Annotated in this window: 16 protein-coding genes; all 16 read left to right on the top strand. The window is 37.2% G+C overall.

The genetic code is table 11. The annotated features are described in order from the left end of the window. Positions 1-226 precede the first annotated feature (226 nt). The 16 genes from metE to ACNTMY_RS05340 all read left to right on the top strand — a co-directional run bounded on the left by metE (position 227) and on the right by ACNTMY_RS05340 (position 18,991). Positions 227-2,461, top strand: coding sequence for a 5-methyltetrahydropteroyltriglutamate--homocysteine S-methyltransferase (metE, locus tag ACNTMY_RS05415; RefSeq protein WP_423215680.1), 2,235 nt, complete (start codon positions 227-229; stop codon positions 2,459-2,461). Between the two features lie 13 nt (positions 2,462-2,474). Continuing rightward, complete coding sequence (locus ACNTMY_RS05410) at positions 2,475-4,331, top strand: bifunctional homocysteine S-methyltransferase/methylenetetrahydrofolate reductase (RefSeq protein ID WP_423215679.1); 1,857 nt, start codon at positions 2,475-2,477, stop codon at positions 4,329-4,331. 107 nt (positions 4,332-4,438) lie between these two features. Then, positions 4,439-5,425, top strand: coding sequence for an aldo/keto reductase (locus ACNTMY_RS05405; RefSeq protein WP_423215678.1), 987 nt, complete (start codon positions 4,439-4,441; stop codon positions 5,423-5,425). Between the two features lie 128 nt (positions 5,426-5,553). Then, the gene (locus ACNTMY_RS05400) at positions 5,554-6,171 is read left to right on the top strand and encodes a TetR family transcriptional regulator (RefSeq protein ID WP_423215677.1); all 618 of its coding nucleotides are present in this window, start codon (positions 5,554-5,556) and stop codon (positions 6,169-6,171) included. 7 nt (positions 6,172-6,178) lie between these two features. After that, the gene (locus tag ACNTMY_RS05395) at positions 6,179-6,478 is read left to right on the top strand and encodes a YciI family protein (protein WP_021142499.1); all 300 of its coding nucleotides are present in this window, start codon (positions 6,179-6,181) and stop codon (positions 6,476-6,478) included. 12 nt (positions 6,479-6,490) lie between these two features. Next, on the top strand, positions 6,491-7,444 hold the full coding sequence (locus ACNTMY_RS05390; protein ID WP_423215676.1) for an aldo/keto reductase: 954 nt from the start codon (positions 6,491-6,493) through the stop codon (positions 7,442-7,444). 24 nt (positions 7,445-7,468) lie between these two features. After that, on the top strand, positions 7,469-7,990 hold the full coding sequence (locus ACNTMY_RS05385; protein ID WP_423215675.1) for an NAD(P)H-dependent oxidoreductase: 522 nt from the start codon (positions 7,469-7,471) through the stop codon (positions 7,988-7,990). Between the two features lie 33 nt (positions 7,991-8,023). After that, positions 8,024-8,641, top strand: a complete 618-nt coding sequence (locus tag ACNTMY_RS05380) for an SDR family oxidoreductase (protein WP_423215674.1) — start codon at positions 8,024-8,026, stop codon at positions 8,639-8,641. 83 nt (positions 8,642-8,724) lie between these two features. Continuing rightward, a complete protein-coding gene (locus ACNTMY_RS05375) occupies positions 8,725-10,485 on the top strand; it encodes a 1-deoxy-D-xylulose-5-phosphate synthase (protein WP_423215673.1) in 1,761 nt (586 codons plus the stop codon). Positions 10,486-10,666: 181 nt separating this feature from the next. Further along, complete coding sequence (locus ACNTMY_RS05370) at positions 10,667-11,257, top strand: glucosaminidase domain-containing protein (protein ID WP_423215672.1); 591 nt, start codon at positions 10,667-10,669, stop codon at positions 11,255-11,257. An 867-nt stretch (positions 11,258-12,124) separates the two neighbouring features. Continuing rightward, on the top strand, positions 12,125-12,505 hold the full coding sequence (locus tag ACNTMY_RS05365; RefSeq protein WP_423215671.1) for a DUF1149 family protein: 381 nt from the start codon (positions 12,125-12,127) through the stop codon (positions 12,503-12,505). Beyond that, a complete protein-coding gene (locus tag ACNTMY_RS05360; RefSeq protein WP_423215670.1) occupies positions 12,505-13,353 on the top strand; it encodes a DegV family protein in 849 nt (282 codons plus the stop codon). Before ACNTMY_RS05365 ends, ACNTMY_RS05360 begins: the two co-directional genes overlap by 1 nt. Before the next feature lie 19 nt (positions 13,354-13,372). Next, on the top strand, positions 13,373-14,140 hold the full coding sequence (gene dapB / locus ACNTMY_RS05355; RefSeq protein ID WP_004232139.1) for a 4-hydroxy-tetrahydrodipicolinate reductase: 768 nt from the start codon (positions 13,373-13,375) through the stop codon (positions 14,138-14,140). Further along, positions 14,137-15,342: a CCA tRNA nucleotidyltransferase gene (locus tag ACNTMY_RS05350; RefSeq protein WP_423215669.1), complete on the top strand. Its 1,206-nt coding sequence runs from the start codon at positions 14,137-14,139 to the stop codon at positions 15,340-15,342. Before dapB ends, ACNTMY_RS05350 begins: the two co-directional genes overlap by 4 nt. Then, positions 15,339-17,207: an ABC-F family ATP-binding cassette domain-containing protein gene (locus ACNTMY_RS05345; RefSeq protein WP_423215668.1), complete on the top strand. Its 1,869-nt coding sequence runs from the start codon at positions 15,339-15,341 to the stop codon at positions 17,205-17,207. The genes ACNTMY_RS05350 and ACNTMY_RS05345 overlap by 4 nt, the downstream gene beginning before the upstream one ends. Positions 17,208-17,251: 44 nt before the next feature. Beyond that, positions 17,252-18,991: an ABC transporter ATP-binding protein gene (locus ACNTMY_RS05340; protein WP_423215667.1), complete on the top strand. Its 1,740-nt coding sequence runs from the start codon at positions 17,252-17,254 to the stop codon at positions 18,989-18,991. Position 18,992 lies beyond the last annotated feature (1 nt).

The following is an 18,992-nucleotide window of genomic DNA, read 5'->3' as shown; positions in this document are numbered from 1 at the left end:
TAACACAATAGAGAACTCCTTCGGGAGTTCTTTTTTTGCTGCTTTAAATATTTCACATATAGTTTAAAACTATAACAATATCTAACTGTATAGTTGATAGCTATAACAAAACATAAAAAGATAGAATGGCTAGAACCGTTGAAAAATAAGGGATTATCGTTTAAAATCTTAACTATAAATTTTTGAGTGATATAGTTTTAAACTAATACTGATATAGGAGGTAACTATGACTAAGGTTTCAAATTTGGGTTATCCGCGTTTAGGTGAAAATCGCGAGTGGAAAAAGTTGATTGAATCGTATTGGGCTGGAAATATTTCTCAAGATGAATTAGAAGCACAAGCTAAGGTATTGCGGTTTTCATTTTTGAAAAAGCAAGCTGATGCAGGGCTTGATTTGATTCCTGTAGGTGACTTTTCACTTTATGACCATATTTTAGATTTATCTGTTCAGTTTGGTGTTATTCCGAATCGTTTTGCAAAAGAAGATATTAATCTGGATTTGTTTTTTGCGATTGCTCGTGGCAACAAGGACAACGTAGCTTCTTCAATGAAAAAATGGTTCAATACAAATTATCACTACATTGTTCCTGAATGGTCAAAAGTTAAGCCACATTTGACAAATACACGCTTGCTTGATTTATACGTTGAGGCAAAAGAAGTTGTGGGGGACAAGGCAAAACCGGTAATTACAGGTCCTATTACTTATGTTGCACTTTCATCTGAAGTCAGTGATTTTACATCGGCAGTAAAAAAACTCTTGCCACTTTACAAGCAAGTTTTCAAAGAATTAGCTGCAGCTGGTGCAACTTATATTCAGGTTGATGAGCCAATTTTTGTGACAGATGAGGGTGCTGGACTTTTAGAAGCTGCGAAATATGTCTATTCTTATTTTGCAAAGGAAGTGCCAGAAGTGAAGCTTATTTTCCAAACGTATTTTGAAGCACTGATTGACGCTGAAAAATTGTCTGAACTTCCAGTAGCTGCTTTTGGACTTGATTTTGTTCACGGACTTGCTGAAAATTTAGAAGCTGTTGAAGATGGTCTGTTTGAAAATAAGGAAGTTTTTGCTGGCGTAGTTGATGGTCGAAATATTTGGGCAAATGATTTTGTAAAAACATCCGAATTGTTGAAAAAACTTCAAGATAAGGTTGGTAATCTTGTTATCCAGCCATCATGTTCACTACTTCATGTTCCAGTAACGACAAAAAATGAGAGTGATTTGGATTTAGTATTAAAAAATGGTCTTGCTTTTGCTGCTGAAAAATTAGAAGAGCTAGTTCTTCTAGCTCAGCATTTAGATGGGAAAGAGTCAGATAGTTACAAACAGCATCTTGCTAACTTTGATGCTTTACAAGCAGCTGATTTTCGAAATATTTCCCTTGAAAACTTAGATAATGTTCCAACTCAGCGTGCAAGCTATAAAATTCGTCGTAAAGTACAAGAAGAAAAACTTGGTTTGCCAACTCTTCCGACTACGACTATTGGTTCGTTCCCACAATCACCAGAGGTTAGAAGAACACGTTTGGCTTGGAAGCGCGGCGATATTTCTGATACAGAATACGAAGATTTTATCAAATCCGAAATTGCTCGTTGGATTAAAATTCAAGAGGATTTAGATCTTGATGTTTTGGTGCACGGTGAATTTGAACGTGTGGATATGGTGGAATTCTTCGGTCAAAAATTGGCTGGATTCACCACAACAAAACTTGGTTGGGTTCAATCGTATGGTTCTCGTGCCGTTAAACCGCCGATTATTTATGGTGATGTGAAACATATTCAACCATTATCAGTGAAAGAAGTGGTTTATGCACAAAGTTTAACTGACCGTCCGGTTAAAGGCATGCTAACAGGTCCAATCACGATTACGAATTGGTCGTTTGAGCGTTCTGATATTTCACGTGCTGATTTATTTAATCAAATTGGTCTTGCCATCAAAGACGAAATCAAATTGCTAGAAGATGCGGGTATTGCTATTATCCAAGTAGATGAGGCAGCACTTCGTGAGGGCTTGCCACTTCGTAAAGCTAAACAACAGGCATATCTTGATGATGCTGTGCATGCTTTTCGTATTGCTACTTCGTCGGTTAAAGATGAAACGCAAATTCACACACATATGTGTTATTCAAAATTTAATGAAATTATTGACTCGATTCGAGATTTGGATGCTGATGTTATTTCAATTGAGACAAGTCGTAGTCATGGAGATGTTATTCAGGCATTTGAAACTGCGGTTTATCCGCTTGGAATCGGTCTTGGTGTTTACGATATTCACTCGCCTCGTGTTCCGACAAAAGAAGAAGTTATTGCAAATATCGAACGTCCTCTTCGTCAATTGTCTGTCGAACAATTCTGGGTTAATCCTGACTGTGGATTAAAAACACGCCGTGAACCAGAAACAGTTGCAGCGCTTAAAGTTTTAGTGGAAGCAACAAAGGAAGTTCGAGCAAAATACAGAAAATAAGGAAGGTTAAGCTATGTCACGATTATTAGAACGTTTAAAAACAGATATTCTGGTAGCTGACGGTGCTATGGGAACTCTTCTTTACGCCAATGGTCTTGACAATTGCTATGAAGCCTATAATTTGATTCATCCTGAAAAGGTATCTGCCATTCATAAAGCTTATATTGAAGCAGGAGCTGATGTCATCCAGACTAACACATATGCAGCAAAACGACACCGACTTAAGGGATATGGCTATGAAGATAAAGTCAAGGAGATTAATCAAGCTGGAGTCAGAATTGCAAGACAAGCTGCTGGGAAAGATATCTTTGTTTTGGGAACGGTTGGTGCTCTTCGTGGTCTAAAACAGTGTGAGTTATCACTTGATGAAATTATCCAAGAAACGCTTGAACAGGTGAACTACTTACTTGAAACCAATCAGATTGATGGATTACTTTTTGAAACTTATTATGATGAAGAAGAAATTATCGCGGTTTTAAAAGCAGTCAGGCCATTGACGGATTTACCAATTATCACTAACATTGCTCTTCATGAAGCGGGAATTACAGAAAATGGTAAGCCTTTAGTAGAAATTTTTGGCAAATTAGTCATGTTGGGAGCGGATGTTGTTGGATTAAATTGTCATTTGGGACCTTATCACATGATTCAATCTTTAAAACAAGTTCCGCTTTTTGCCCAGTCTTATTTGTCGGTTTATCCAAATGCTAGTTTATTATCATTTGTTGATGACAATGGTAGTGGGCAATATGGCTTTAGTCAAAATGCGGATTATTTTGGAAAAAGTGCAGAGCTTTTAGTGGCTGAAGGGGCTCGTTTGATTGGTGGATGTTGTGGGACGACACCAGATCATATTCGAGCTGTCAAGCGTGCTATCAAAGGTTTAAAACCAGTTTCTCGAAAATTTGTGACACCAATGGTCGAAGAAGCAGAGCTGATTAAGGCAGTCAAGCAATCTGAGACTATTGTCGATAAGGTAAAACGACAAGTGACAGTAATTGCAGAAATTGATCCTCCAAAAACACTAGATATTGAGAAGTTTACTGAAGGGGTCAAAGCCCTAGATGATGCAGGTGTCTCAGCTATAACACTGGCAGATAATTCTCTTGCCAAGACAAGAATTTGCAATGTCAGTATTGCCTCACTTTTGAAAAATGAGATTTCAACACCATTTTTACTACATTTATCATGCCGTGATCACAATATGATAGGTCTTCAATCACGTCTTTTGGGAATGGACGTTTTAGGATTTCATCAGGTACTAGCAATTACAGGGGATCCATCTAAAATAGGAGATTTTCCGGGAGCAACCAGCGTATATGATGCTACAAGTTTTAAGTTATTAGAGCTGATTAAGCAGCTCAACAAGGGAAAAGGATACAGTGGCGCTAGCATAAAAAAAGAAACAACTTTTACAGCAGCCGCAGCATTTAATCCAAATGTTAAAAATTTATCACGTTGCAGTCGTTTGATAGATAAAAAAATTGCTGCAGGAGCTGATTGTTTTATTACGCAGCCCATATTTAACAAAGAGATTATTGAAAATTTAGCAGAGCTAACAAGAGATTATGAAGCACCGTTTTTTGTTGGAATAATGCCAATTACGAGCTACAATAACGCAATTTTTCTACATAATGAGGTCCCAGGTATTCAGTTGTCGAATGACTTTTTAGAAAAAATAGAAGCGGTCAAAGATGATAAGAATAAATGTCAAGAATTAGCTTTACAAGAAAGCAGGGCTTTAATTGACTACGCTTTAGAGTTTTTTAATGGGATTTATCTTATCACCCCTTTTACGCGATATGATTTGACAGTTGAGCTAGTTAACTACATTCATCAAAAAGCGGAAGAGAAAAAGCAAAAAATATCATAGAAAGAAGGTATCATACCTTCTTTTTCTTTATATAAGCATTTAATTTGACTTGGAGTGGGCTCTAAGGTGTAAAATGAAACCGTTTAAAAAATAAGTGGAGGTCTCTTATGGAATACACAAAATTGGGAAATACAGGTCTTGAAGTGTCAAAATTGTGCCTTGGTTGCATGAGTTTTGGGGATGCAAGCCTTGGTTTTCATTCTGGTTGGCTCTTAGATGAAGAAAAATCACGTGTTATTATTAAAAAAGCTCTTGATTTGGGTGTCAATTTTTTTGATACAGCCAATGTTTATGGAAAAGGAACTAGCGAAGAATATCTTGGGCGTGCCCTTCGTGATTTTGCAGACCGTGATGAGGTGATTATCGCGACTAAGGTTTTCTTTGGTGATGGTCAGCACGATGGAAGAAATACAACTGGTTTATCTAGAAAAGCGATTTTTAATCAAGTGGAAGCTAGTCTTAGACGCTTGGAAACTGATTATATCGATGTCCTTTACATTCATCGTTGGGATTACAATACGCCGATTGAAGAAACCATGTCTGCCCTAAATGATTTGGTGCGTTCTGGCAAGGTGCATTATCTTGGTGCGTCAGCAATGTATACTTGGCAATTTCAAAAAGCACAATATGTAGCTGAGAAAAATGGATGGGCAAAATTCTCTGTAATGCAAAACCATTACAACATGCTTTATCGTGAAGATGAACGTGAAATGATTCCATTTTGTAAAGATTCAGGTGTAGGTTTAGCGCCATATAGTCCTTTAGCTGCAGGTCGTGTGGTTAGAGATTGGGATGCTGATACTGCTCGCAGTAAAACGGATGAAACTGCAAAAATGAAATACGATAGCACTGAAGAGCAAGATAAAGCAATTGTTGCGCGTGTGGCAGAAGTCGCAGAAAAATATGGTGTGACTCGCGCTCAAGTTGCACTTGCTTGGCTATGGCAAAAAGGAATTGACTCACCAATTGTCGGTGTCACAAAAGAAAAATACCTAGATGATTTTATGGGCGCTTTTGATGTGACATTAACTGAAGATGATATGGCTTATTTGGATGAAAAATATTTACCACATAAAATTGTAGGTGCCTTATAAGGCAAAAGTTTCTGGCTTTGTGCTGGAAACTTTTTTGTTAATTCGATTTATTTAACTTGACACGGTGTCATAAAAGGGTATAATAAAAACATAAAATGACACGGTGTCAAAATAAAAAGGAGGTAGATATGGGTAGAATTTCTAGAGAAGAATGTCAGAGAAGACGTGATGAAATCATTGATGTAGCGCAAGCTCTTTACCAAGAAATGCCATTTAAGGAAATCAATGTTAAAGAAATTGGTAATCGTCTGTCGTTTACCCGCACAGCTATTTATACCTATTTTGATAATAAAGAAGAAATCTTTTTAGCTCTTTTAGAGCGAGAATATTTAAAATGGGAGCAAGATTTGCAAATCATTTTGAAAAAGGAAAAACTAACTCAAGAAATGTTTGCTAGTGAAATGGCAAAAAGTCTTGAAGAGAGATTAACATTGCTTAAAATTTTAGCAGTAGACATGGCTTCGCTTGATGCTGAGAGTCGAATTGAACCCTTAGTAGAGTTCAAAAAAGTTTATGGACGCTCTCTTGATTTGGTGAGACAGATACTTGAAAAACATTTTCCAAAACGAAATGAGATAGCCAATCAACAGTTTATTTTTGCCTTTTTCCCTTTTCTCTACGGCGTCTATCCGTACACAGAAGTGACAGAAAAACAAAAAGAAGCAATGGCTGAGGCAGAAGTTCCTTACGTTTACATGAGTGTTTCAGAAATGATTGAAAATTGTATTTTAAATTTGATGAAATAGGAGAAAAATGTATTTAATCGATATTACAATTAACGCTGAGCAAGTTCCTGCTGATAAAGCTGATGAACTTTTGGCAGGGCATCGCGAATGGTTTGGGGCTCAAGCTAAGGCAGGTAATTTTTTGTTAGTAGGACCATATCGTGATAAAGCAATGGCAGGGCTTGTGATTGCACAGGCAAATAGCCGAGCTGAATTAGATGAATTGATTGCTAAGGATGCTTACTATCCAGATATGGCAACTTATGATGTTCACGAATTTCAAGCTAATATTATCGCAGAAAATATTACAGACTATAAAGGAAAATAAGAGGTGACAGATATGACTCAAAAAACAGAAGCAAAAATTGCACTAGGAACATGGTCGTGGGGAGTTGGTGGTTTTGCTGGTGGTGATGCCGTTTTTGGTAACCAACTAGATACAGCTGATCTGAAAGACGTCTTTAATACTGCCATGGATAATGGACTTAATGTTTTTGATACAGCTTATGCTTACGCAAATGGTGAATCTGAACGTATTCTTGGTGAACTTTCTAATGCTTATGGTCGTGACCAAGTCGTTATTTCAGATAAATTCACACCAGGTATGCAGAATGATGCGGCTGAAAATCCAGTTGTTGATATGCTTGAAGGAAGTTTAAAACGTTTAGCAACTGATTTTATTGATATTTATTGGATTCACAATTCAGCAGATGTAGAACGCTGGACACCGCTTTTGGTTGATGCTGTTAAAACTGGAAAAATTGGACGTATTGGTGTTTCAAATCACAGTCTTAGCCAAGTAAAACGAGTCCAAGACATTTTAGCGCCACATGGTATTAAAGTTTCAGCAGTTCAAAACCACTTTAGTCTTTTGTACCGTAATTCTATCGAAGATGGACTTCTTGATTATTGTAAAGAAAATGATATTCAATTTTTCTCATATATGGTGCTAGAACAAGGTGCTCTTTCAGGAAAATATGATGAAAACCACTTGCTTCCAGCAAATTCAAGTCGTGGTAAAACTTACAATCGAATGTTTCCAGCTTTGAAGGATTTGTTGGCAACTCTAGCTCAATTGGCAGAAAAATATGATGCGTCTCCAGCACAAATTGCGACTGCTTGGGCGATTGGTCGTGGAACGACACCAATTTTAGGAGTGACAAAAGTGGAACAAGTGCTTGATGCTGCAAAAGTAGCAAATATTACTTTGACAGATGATGAAATTGCACAACTTGAACAAATCGCCATTGCATCAGGTGTTGACACACGTGGTGGCTGGGAAGGTCAAGCTTAATTTTATTGAGGGAGGATTTGATTCATGAAAACAACTGTATTTTCATTTCATCCAGATTTGGCAAATGGCTCACGCATTAATGCTAGTCTAGCAAAGGCTGCTAGCGAAGCTGGTTTTGAGGTGCGTGATGTTTATAGCTTGTATCCAGATTTTAAAATTGATGTCGCTGCTGAGCAGGCTGCACTTGAAGCAAGCGACCGTATTGTTTTACAATTTCCTATTTATTGGTATCAAACGCCAGCTCTTTTAAAACAGTGGTTTGATGCTGTTTTAGAATATGGTTGGGCTTATGGTTCAACTGGAAATGCTCTTCGTGGTAAAGAAGTGATTTTAGCAGCAAGTTTTGGTGCAGCTCTCGATGATTACCAACTTGAAGGTCGTTTTCACACAACTGTTGAAGAAGTTTTAAAACCAATTGTGACTATTCAATACCACACAGGCTTGCAATTCCTTGAACCATTCATAACAACTGGCACTCTTAATCTAAGTGATGCTGACTTATCAGAGCAAGCCGAAAAATTTGTTGAAGTTTTATCAGCAGAATAAATAACTTTTTGGGGATAAAAAGGAGAAAATACTATGAAAATTTTTGTGGCAGGTTCGACAGGTCGTGTAGCGACAGAACTTTTGAAAAAATTATCAGCAAAAAATTACCAAGTGATTGCAGGTGCTCGTCGTCCAGAAGCAGTTGTTGAACTCCCCAATGTTACGCCGCAGAAAATGGACTTACATGCTTCAGAGGATGAACTTGGTGCTTTACTAAAAGGTGTTGATGCCATTATTTTTACAGCAGGTTCTCGTGGTAAGGACTTACTTCAAACGGATGCCTACGGAGCTGTTAAACTAATGCAAGCAGCTAAAAAAGTTGGTGTAACACGTTTTATCATGCTCAGTGCACTCTTTTCTCTAACGCCAGAAAAATGGCCAGAAAATCTTACAGATTATTACGTTGCTAAGTTTTTTGCTGACAATTACTTGATAAATCAGTCTGACTTGGATTACACCATTATTCAGCCTGGTGGTTTACTAGAAGAAACAGGTCAAGGTCATATTGAACTGGGAGACAAGGGAGCAACATCAATTTCAATCGAGGATGTAGCGAGTGTCTTAGCAGAAGTTGTTGACAAATCTTCTACAGCTAAACGTGTGATTGCCATTAATCCTGGTAACACGCCTATTGAAAAAATATTTGATTAAAGTCAAAAAAACAGCTTGACTTGGAGTAGACTCCAAGGTGTATGATAACCATACTTGAAAAGAAAAAATTCAAAGGAGACGATATGGTACTTGAAACAATTTCATCACCACAAGATTTAAAACAATTATCACATGAAGACTTGCATCGCCTTGCTGATGAAGCAAGACAAGCTTTGCTTGAAAAAACAAGTCAGCATGGTGGACACAATGGGCCAAACTTTGGTGTGGTTGAAATGACAGTTGCCTTGCACTATGTATTTAACTCACCAGTAGATAAATTCATTTTTGACGTGTCACACCAATCATACGTTCATAAAATGTTGACTGGGCGTGCGCAAGCTTTTCTTGACCCAGCACATTACGATGATGTATCTGGTTACACGAATCCAAAAGAAAGTGAGCATGATCTCTTCACAATAGGTCACACATCAACATCGTTATCTTTGGCTTCTGGTGTTGCCAAAGCGCGTGATTTAAAAGATGAGAATTATAATGTTGTAGCTGTCATTGGGGATGGTTCCCTTTCAGGTGGTATGGCCTATGAAGGATTGAACCAAATTGCCACAGAAGGTACAAATACAATTGTTATTGTCAATGATAATGACCAATCAATTGCTGCTAACCCAACTGGTGGTATTTACACAGCTCTTCGTGAGTTGCGTGAAAGTAAGGGGCAAGTAGAAGATAACTTCTTCAAGTCTCTTGGTTTTGATTATCGTTATCTTGATGCTGGAAATAATCTTGAAGCCTTGATTGAATTGCTTGAGGAGGTAAAAGATACTAATCATCCAGTTTTGCTGCACGTTCATACACAAAAAGGTCATGGTGTGACATTCATGGAAGAAAATCGTGAAGCGTTCCATGCTGGTGGACCTTACAACCCAGAAACAGGTGAGTATCTTCGAGGTAAAAAAGCTGGTGAAACTTATAATAGCATCACTACAGATTTTGTCTTGAATAAAATTAAGAATGACCCGACAGTTGTTGCTGTTAATGCTGGAACACCAATGTTTATGTTGAACCAAGATCAACGTAAAGAAGCTGGTAAACAATTTGTTGATGTCGGTATCGCTGAAGAAGAAGCTGCTACAATGTCAGCTGGACTTGCTAAAAATGGTGCCAAACCAATTTGGTATGTTGCAGCGCCATTTATGCAACGTACATATGACCAATGGTCTCATGACATTGCGCTGAATAATCTTCCGGTAACAACACTTGTTTACTCAGCATCTGTTAATGCAATGAATGACGAAAGTCACCTTGGGTTCTTTGATATTCCATTCTTGGCACACATTCCAAACGTTGTTTATTTGGCACCAACAAGTAAGGAAGAACACTTGGCAATGCTTGATTGGGCAGTTGAACAAAATGAACATCCAGTTGCTATCCGTATTCCTGTTGCTCCACTTCGTGAGACAGGTGTTGCTGATAACACAGATTACTCAATTCTTAATAAAAACCAAGTGACTCAAAAAGGTAGCAAAGTTGCTATCTTTGGACTTGGTAACTTCTACGCTTTAGCAGAGGAAGTGGCTAAAGAACTTTCCGACAAACATGGTCTCACAGCGACAATTGTTAATCCGAAATTCGTTACAGGATTAGATGAAGAATTACTTGATAGTCTGGAAGATGAGCACCAACTTGTTGTTACACTTGAAGATGGTGTGCTTGAAGGTGGCTACGGTCAAATGGTTGCAAGTTATCTTGGTGACCACAATCTTAGAGTTCAAAACTACGGTGTTGAAAAAGCTTTCCATGACCGTTACAATGCTCAAGAATTGTTGGCTGAAAATGGTATTTCTGTAGAAAATATCGTTAACAACATTTTGAAAAATGTAGATTAATAGAAACAAAAAGTCAGTACTGATTTGTGCTGACTTTTTTCTTAATTTAACAGTTGATTAACTTATTTTTAATGAAAATTTGGTATACTGAAAGTTGAAATTTTGAAAGGATTGTGTGCATTTGGCAAAGGTAAGAAAAATAAAAAGAAGAAAGGCTAAAAGAAAACGAACTTCTAAAAAAATGTCAAAATCAGTTTTGTATGGAATGGTTTTTCTGGCTTTTTTGTCTTGTTCGACCTTGATGTTCTATGCCATTTCTTCACAAGACGACGCTTATTCAGCTTCTGCAGACACAAGCCAATCTTCTCAAGATTCGACAACTGTTTTATTTATTCAGAAAATTGGTGAAACAGCGCGCCAAATTGCTGCTCAAAATGATTTGTATGCTTCGGTTATGATTGCGCAAGCTATTCTTGAGTCAAATAGTGGTCAGTCTGCACTTAGTCAACCGCCTTACTATAATTATTTTGGTATTAAAGGTGATTACAACGGGCAGTCGACAACTATGCAAACTTGGGAAGATGATGGCAGTGGGAATGCTTATACGATTGATGCTCAGTTCCGTTCTTACGGTAGCCAAGAAGAATCGTTACAAGATTATGCACAGTTCTTACAAAAAGATATTTATGCTGGAGTTCGAAAATCAAATACGACTTCTTATCAGGATGCTACGGCAGCACTGACAGGAACTTATGCCACAGATACATCATATGGCAGTAAATTAAACCAAATTATTTCAGAATATGATTTGACGATTTATGATAGCTGGTGAGCGTTACCTTCTTTTGAAAAAGTTGGCCGATATTATTTTAAACTTCAAAGTAAGTGGTAAGAGTTTTTAGAATCAAAAATAATTTAAATAAAAATATTGAGAACGGAGAAATCTGTTTTCTTTTTTTGTTCGCTTAAAATTTTATGAAAGGAGAATTTACCACATGAAGGGTTTAGAAATTGTCATGGATATTTTTTTATTAGCATTTAATGTTTATGACAATGTACTAGAGTACCTCATTCTACATAATGTAAAGTCACAATATATGTCTTCATTTATGTCGTTGTTTGGGACACTTTCAATAGTTGTTTCAACTATTATATTATGGATGATGTCAATTTTTCTTAGTTTTCAAACCTTAGAAAATGTGGGTATATTCTTGATTATCACCTTTCTAATTTTAAGTTTAGTAATTTGTTATAAATACTATCTTGTAGATCGTAAATAACTAATAAATAAAAAACAGCTTTTCATTACGAATAGCTGTTTTCTTGTTAAAGTATTTTTGCCCATATCTATTATACCATATAAACCGCTACAATTAGATAGTTAAGCGCTTTGTTTAGCGGTATCTTTTTCAGCTGGCAAAAGAGAGTCTTGTTAATGTTAATGTGATGAGTGGCTTCTTAGCTTATCTGTTTTTCAAGAGCTTGCTCCTCTTGTCAAAAAGGCTATCCGAAGGTAAAGCAACTGTTTAAAGAGCGAAAAGCAATCAAACATCGATTAAGTGCTAAGTTAGATCGACTGAGATCTGGCAACACCGTCAAGCAATCGATTGGAAACAATGGGGATTTCTTCAAAGAAAAGCGTGCAAAACACAAGCTATTTATGCTATAATGAAAAGTGATATACAAAGAGGAGATTAGTATGGAATTAGTACGTGAAAAAGAATTTGTCAACCAATACCATTATGATGCAAGAAATCTTGAATGGGAAAAAGAAAATGGTACACCGAAGACTAATTTTGAAGTAACATTTCAATTAGTGAAAAAAGACACAGCAAACAATCAAACAACAATTGTTTCAGTTTTACAGTTTATGGTCGTGAAACAAGAGTTTGTTATTAGTGGTGTTGTCTCACAAATGGTTCACATTCAAAATCGTATTGTTAACGAACCGAGCGAATTCACTAAGGACGAAGTTGAATATTTGGCAGCGCCTTTACTAGATATTGTGCAACGCCTAACATACGAAGTAACCGAAATTGCCCTCGATCGTCCAGGGGTTAAATTGGAGTTTAGAAATTAATGAAATTAGCAGTTATAACAGATACAACCGCAGTTTTGTCAGATGACATCAAGGCTAAAGAGAATCTTTTTGTCCTTGATATCCCTATTATGATTGATGGTGTTTCTTATGTAGAAGGTGAAAATCTAAGCTTAGATGATTTTTACAAGAAAATGGCAGCATCACCAGTCCTTCCAAAAACAAGTCAACCAAGTTTGGCAAAATTAGATGAAATCTTAACAAAAGTTTCCTCTGAAGGCTACACACATGTTGTTGGTTTGTTCTTGTCATCTGGTATTTCAGGATTCTGGCAAAATATCCAATTCTTGATTGAAGACTACCCTGAATTGACGATTGCATTTCCAGATAGCAAAATCACTTCAGCACCACTAGGTAGCATGGTTCGCAATACTTTGAACTGGGCTGAAACAGGTGTTTCATTCGACGAGATTTTAGCAAAATTGCAAAAACAAATCGATGGAACAAGTGCCTTTATCATGGTGGATGATTTGAATCACTTAGTAAAAGGTGGTCGTTTGTCAAATGGTTCAGCTTTGATTGGTAACTTGCTTAGCATCAAACCAATTCTTTACTTTAACGACGAAGGTGTTATTGAAGTTTACGAAAAAGTTCGAACAGAGAAAAAAGCTATTAAACGTCTCGTTGATGTTCTTTCAGAAGTGACAGTTAATGGAGATTACGAAGTCTTTATTATTCATTCTCGTGCCGAAGAAAAAGCACAACACTTCTATCAAGCTTTGGCAGATAAAGGTCAGACTGATAATCTTGAAATTGTATCATTTGATGGCGTAATTGCTACTCATTTAGGGGAAGGCGCAGTTGCATTTGGTTTCACACCAATTGTCTAAGTGTTAGAGAGGAAAAGACATGAGTATTAAAGTTATCGTAGCAGGTTTTAAAGGGAGAATGGGCTCAGCAGCCGTTAATATGGTTAAGGAAGACAAAGACTTGACCTTAGCAGGCTTGCTTGATCCATTTGCGACTGAAACAGAAGTTGACGGTGTTCCAGTTTTTACTGACAAATCACAACTAGTTGGCTTTGATGCTGACGTGTGGGTTGATTTTACGATGCCTTCTGTTGCTTATGAAAATACTCGTTTTGCCTTGGAGAATGGTTTTGCTCCTGTTGTTGGAACAACTGGATTTTCTGAAGAAGAAATTGCAGAGCTTATTGCTCTTTCTGAAGAAAAGAAAACAGGTGGGCTAATCGCTCCAAATTTTGCTATCGGTGCTATTTTACTCATGGAATTTGCCGCTAAAGCTGCTAAATACTTCCCAGATGTTGAGATTATTGAACTACATCATGACAAGAAGAAAGATGCTCCTTCAGGAACAGCAGTTAAGACTGCTGAATTAATCCGTGAAGTGCGTCAGCCTAAAAAACAAGGTGCAGCTGATGAAGTTGAAACACTAAAAGGTGCGCGTGGTGCTGATTTTGATGGTATGCGTATTCACAGTGTTCGCTTACCTGGTTTGGTTGCTCATCAAGAAGTTATTTTTGGGGCACAAGGTGAAGGATTGACACTTCGTCATGATTCATATGATCGTATTTCATTTATGAGTGGCGTAAATATTGGAATTAAAGCAGTTGTGAAACAAGATAAACTTGTTTATGGTTTGGAAAAATTACTATGAAATTAAATAATTTGCCTTCTGAATTTCAGGAGGCTTTACCAATTTTAAAGAAAATTCGTGAAGCAGGCTATGAAGCTTACTTTGTTGGCGGTAGTGTGCGTGATGTATTATTGCATCGCCCAATTCACGATGTTGATATTGCGACAAGCTCTTATCCAGAAGAGACAAAGAGTATTTTTCATCGCACGGTTGATATCGGTATTGAACACGGAACAGTCCTTGTGTTAGAAGAAGGCGGAGAGTATGAAATTACGACTTTCCGTACTGAAGATGTTTACGTGGATTATCGTAGACCGAGCAGTGTGTCATTTGTTCGATCACTTGAAGAAGATTTAAAACGTCGTGATTTTACGGTGAATGCTTTTGCTCTTGATGAAACAGGCTTGATTATTGATAAATTCAATGGTTTAGATGATTTGAAAGCTAAACTATTACGTGCAGTTGGAAATCCTGCAGAGCGTTTTAATGAAGATGCTCTTCGTATTATGCGCGGTTTCCGTTTTTCTGCTAGTCTCGATTTTGATATCGAACCTGAAACATTTGCTGCTATGGCAGCACATGCGCCCTTACTTGAAAAAATTTCGGTAGAGCGCTCTTTTATCGAGTTTGACAAACTCTTGATGGCACCTTTCTGGCGTAAAGGGATTAAAGCCATGATTGCAAGTGATGCTCAGAAATACCTTCCTTATCTTGAAAATGCGCATGACAATTTGCAGCAGTTGTTAGATGATTTAGCTGATGATTATCATTTTAAAACTTCTGAGCAAGCATGGGCTGCTTTGCTATTAGCTTTAGAAATTAAGGATGTTCGAGCATTCTTGCGTGCTTGGAAAACGTCAAGTCAATTCCAAAAGGATGTTGAAAAAATCGTATCCATTTATCGTTTCCGTATGAACCACAAACTTGACAAGATGGAAATGTATTGCTATGGTAGAGACTTGATTGAACAAGCTGAAGACCTTCGCTCAGGTTTCGGATTATCAGTTGATTTTGACATTATTGACCGTTTAGATAAAGAGCTAACTATCCATGATAAGCATGAAATCGTGGTTAATGGTGGTGTCTTAATCAAAGAAATGCAATACAAACCAGGACCTGAACTTGGTAAAATTTTAAAAGCAATTGAAGAACAAATTGTCCTTGGAGAATTGGCAAACAACAAAGAGGCAATTTTTGAATTTATTAGAAAGGAAAACAAATGAGCGATTTTATCGTAGAACATTTAACCAAATCTGTTGGAGATAAAACCGTCTTTCGTGATATTTCCTTTATTATTCATGATTTCGATCGTATCGGGATTATTGGTGTTAATGGTACCGGTAAAACGACCTTACTTGATGTTATTTCAGGTCGACTTGGCTTTGATGGTGATGTGTCACCATTTTCTGCCAAGAATGGTTATAAGATAGCTTATTTAACCCAAGAACCTGAATTTGACGATGAGAAAACTATTTTGGATACTGTTTTGTCATCTGATTTACGTGAAATGACTTTGATTAAGACTTATGAAACCTTGATGGCTAATTATGATGAAGCAAATCAAGATAAGCTTGAAAAAGTCATGGCTGAGATGGACTCACTTGATGCTTGGGCAATTGAGAGCGAAGTGAAAACAGTTTTGACAAAGCTTGGTCTAGAAGATTTGTCACAAAAAGTAGGTGATTTGTCCGGTGGTCTGCGTCGCCGCGTGCAATTGGCACAAGTTTTGTTAAATGATGCTGACTTGTTGTTGCTTGACGAGCCGACAAACCACTTGGATATTGATACCATTGCTTGGTTGACTAACTTTTTAAAAACTTCTAAAAAGACAGTTCTTTTCATCACCCACGATCGTTATTTCTTGGATAATGTGGCAACACGTATTTTCGAATTGGCAAATAGTCAATTGACAGAATACCAAGGAAATTATCAGGATTACGTTCGTTTGCGTGCAGAACAAGATGAACGTGATGCGGCAACGCTCCACAAGAAAAAACAACTTTATAAGCAAGAGTTGGCTTGGATGCGTACGCAACCACAAGCTCGCGCTACAAAACAACAAGCACGTATAAATCGATTTAATGATTTGAAAGCTGACTTGTCTGGTACGACCCAGTCGACAGAGCTTGAGATTAACTTTGAAACAAGCCGTATTGGGAAAAAAGTTATCAATTTTGAAGATGTCTCATTTGCTTTCCCTGATAAACAAATACTGACAGATTTCAATTTATTGGTGCAAAATAAAGACCGAATTGGGATTGTTGGTGACAACGGAGTCGGGAAATCAACCCTTCTTAATTTGATTAATGGTGATTTGAAGCCAAGTTCAGGTAACCTTGAAATTGGTGAGACTGTCCGCATTGGTTATTTCTCACAATTGCCAAAAGATATGGACGAGAACAAACGTGTTATTAATTATCTTCAAGAAGTGGCAGATGAGGTTAAGACAAGTGTAGGTTCAACAAGTGTCACAGATTTACTTGAACAATTCTTGTTCCCACGTTCAACGCATGGAACTTTAATTTCAAAACTTTCTGGTGGTGAGAAGAAACGTCTTTATCTCTTGAAAATTTTGATTGAAAAACCAAATGTTCTTTTGCTAGACGAACCGACAAATGACCTTGACATTGCGACTTTGACTGTTCTTGAAAGTTTTTTACAAACTTTTCAAGGGCCAGTTATCACAGTTAGTCACGACCGCTACTTCCTTGACAAGGTAGCCAATAAAATTTTGGCCTTTGAAAATGGTCATATCAGAGAATTTTTCGGAAATTACACGGATTATCTTGACGAAAAAGCATTTGAAGAAAATGTTGCAGAACAAGTTAAGAAAGAATCTCAACAAAAGACCGAAAAAGAAAAAACGAAAAAGAAACGCATGTCTTATTTTGAAAAACAAGAGTGGGAAGTCATCGAAGATGAAATTGCCAAACTTGAAGAAGACATCGAATCTATCGAAGCTCAAATGCAAGAAAATGCCAGTGACTATGGCAAATTAGCAGAGCTTCAACGTTCATTAGATGAAGCTAATGAAAAACTACTTGAAAAATACGAAAGATATGAATACCTAAGTGACTTAGCCGAGTAGGCGAGGTCACTTCTTTCATACACAAAATATAGAAAGGAAAGACCATGAAACTAATTTGGACTTATTTGAAAAAATATCCCAAATGGCTAATTCTTGATGTTGTCGGAGCGTTAACTTTTGTATTGGTTAACCTAGGTTTGCCAACAGCTCTGGCTAGAATGATTGACCAAGGGGTAACACCTGGAAACAAAGAACGTGTTTATTTTTGGGCGATTGTTATGTTTGCCATTATTGTCATTGGTACTATTGGGCGTGTTGTACTTGCTTATGCGGCGGGTAAAATCACAACCAATATGATCAAAGATATGCGTAATGATATGTATGATAAATTACAACAATATTCACACCATGAATATGAACAAATTGGTGTGTCTTCCCTTGTTACGCGTATGACTAGCGATGCTTTCATTTTGACACAATTTGCAGAGCAGTCACTTCGAATGGGTGTAATCACTCCTTTAATGATGGTTTCTAGTGTTGTTATGATTTTGTTGACGAGCCCATCGTTAGCTTGGATTGTAGCAGTTGCTATTCCATTTTTGATTTTAGTTGTTTATTATGTCGCAACAAAAACGCGTCCGTTGTCTGAAAAGCAACAAGCAACTCTGGATAAAATTAATCAATATGTTCGTGAAAATTTAACCGGTTTGCGTGTTATTCGCGCTTTTGCTAGAGAAGAATTTCAAGAAAATCGTTTTGATTCGAAAAACGAAGAATACAAGGAATTATCAAGTCGTCTCTTTATTTTGACAGGATTGACAGAGCCTTTATTTGTTTTGATTATCATTTCAATGATTGTATCAATTGTTTGGTTTGCCTTGAACCCGTTGGCAAGCGGCGCTTTACAAATTGGTAATTTGGTTGCGTTCATTGAATATAGTTTCCACGCTTTGTTTTCATTCTTGCTTTTTGCAAATTTATTTACAATGTATCCAAGAATGATTGTTTCAAGTGAACGTATTTCAGAAGTTATGGACATGCCCATCTCTATCAATCCAAATGAAGATGGTGTGACTGAAACGAAAACAAAAGGCTATTTGGAATTTGACAAGGTTACCTTTGCTTATCCTGGCGAAACTGAAAGCCCAGTCTTGAAAGACATTTCCTTTAAAGCAAAACCAGGTGAAACGATTGCTTTTATCGGCTCAACTGGCTCTGGAAAATCTTCGCTTGTTAACCTGATTCCACGTTTTTACGATGTAACACTTGGTAGAATTTTAGTCGATGGTGTCGATGTCAGAGATTATCAATTGAAAGCTCTTCGTCAAAAAATTGGTTTCATTCCACAAAAAGCACTGCTATTTACAGGAACAATTGAGGAAAATCTGAAATATGGTAAGACAGATGCGACAAACCTTGAATTGCAAGAGGCTGCTGATGTTGCGCAGGCAAAAGAATTTATTGAAAGTCGTGATGAACGTTATCAGACTCACTTGGCAGAGGGCGGAAGTAATTTGTCTGGTGGTCAAAAACAACGTTTGTCAATTGCGCGTGCGGTTGTTAAGAAACCTGATATTTACATTTTCGATGATTCATTCTCAGCTCTTGATTATAAGACAGATGCGCAATTGCGTGCTCGTCTAAAAGAGGTTACACATAATGCGACCGTTTTGATTGTTGCTCAACGTGTTGGAACTATTATGAATGCTGACCAAATTATCGTTCTTGACAAGGGTGAAATTGTTGGACGTGGTACTCATGATGAATTGATGCAATCAAATGACATTTATCGTGAAATTGCAAACTCACAGTTGAAAAATGTAGATGGAATGAAAGGAGAATAAA

It is taken from the genome of Streptococcus equinus (genome assembly GCF_049393735.1).
GTDB lineage: Bacteria > Bacillota > Bacilli > Lactobacillales > Streptococcaceae > Streptococcus > Streptococcus equinus_G.
The sequence above is the reverse complement of the archived record's forward strand: the minus strand, read 5'-3'. Positions and strand labels throughout refer to the sequence as shown.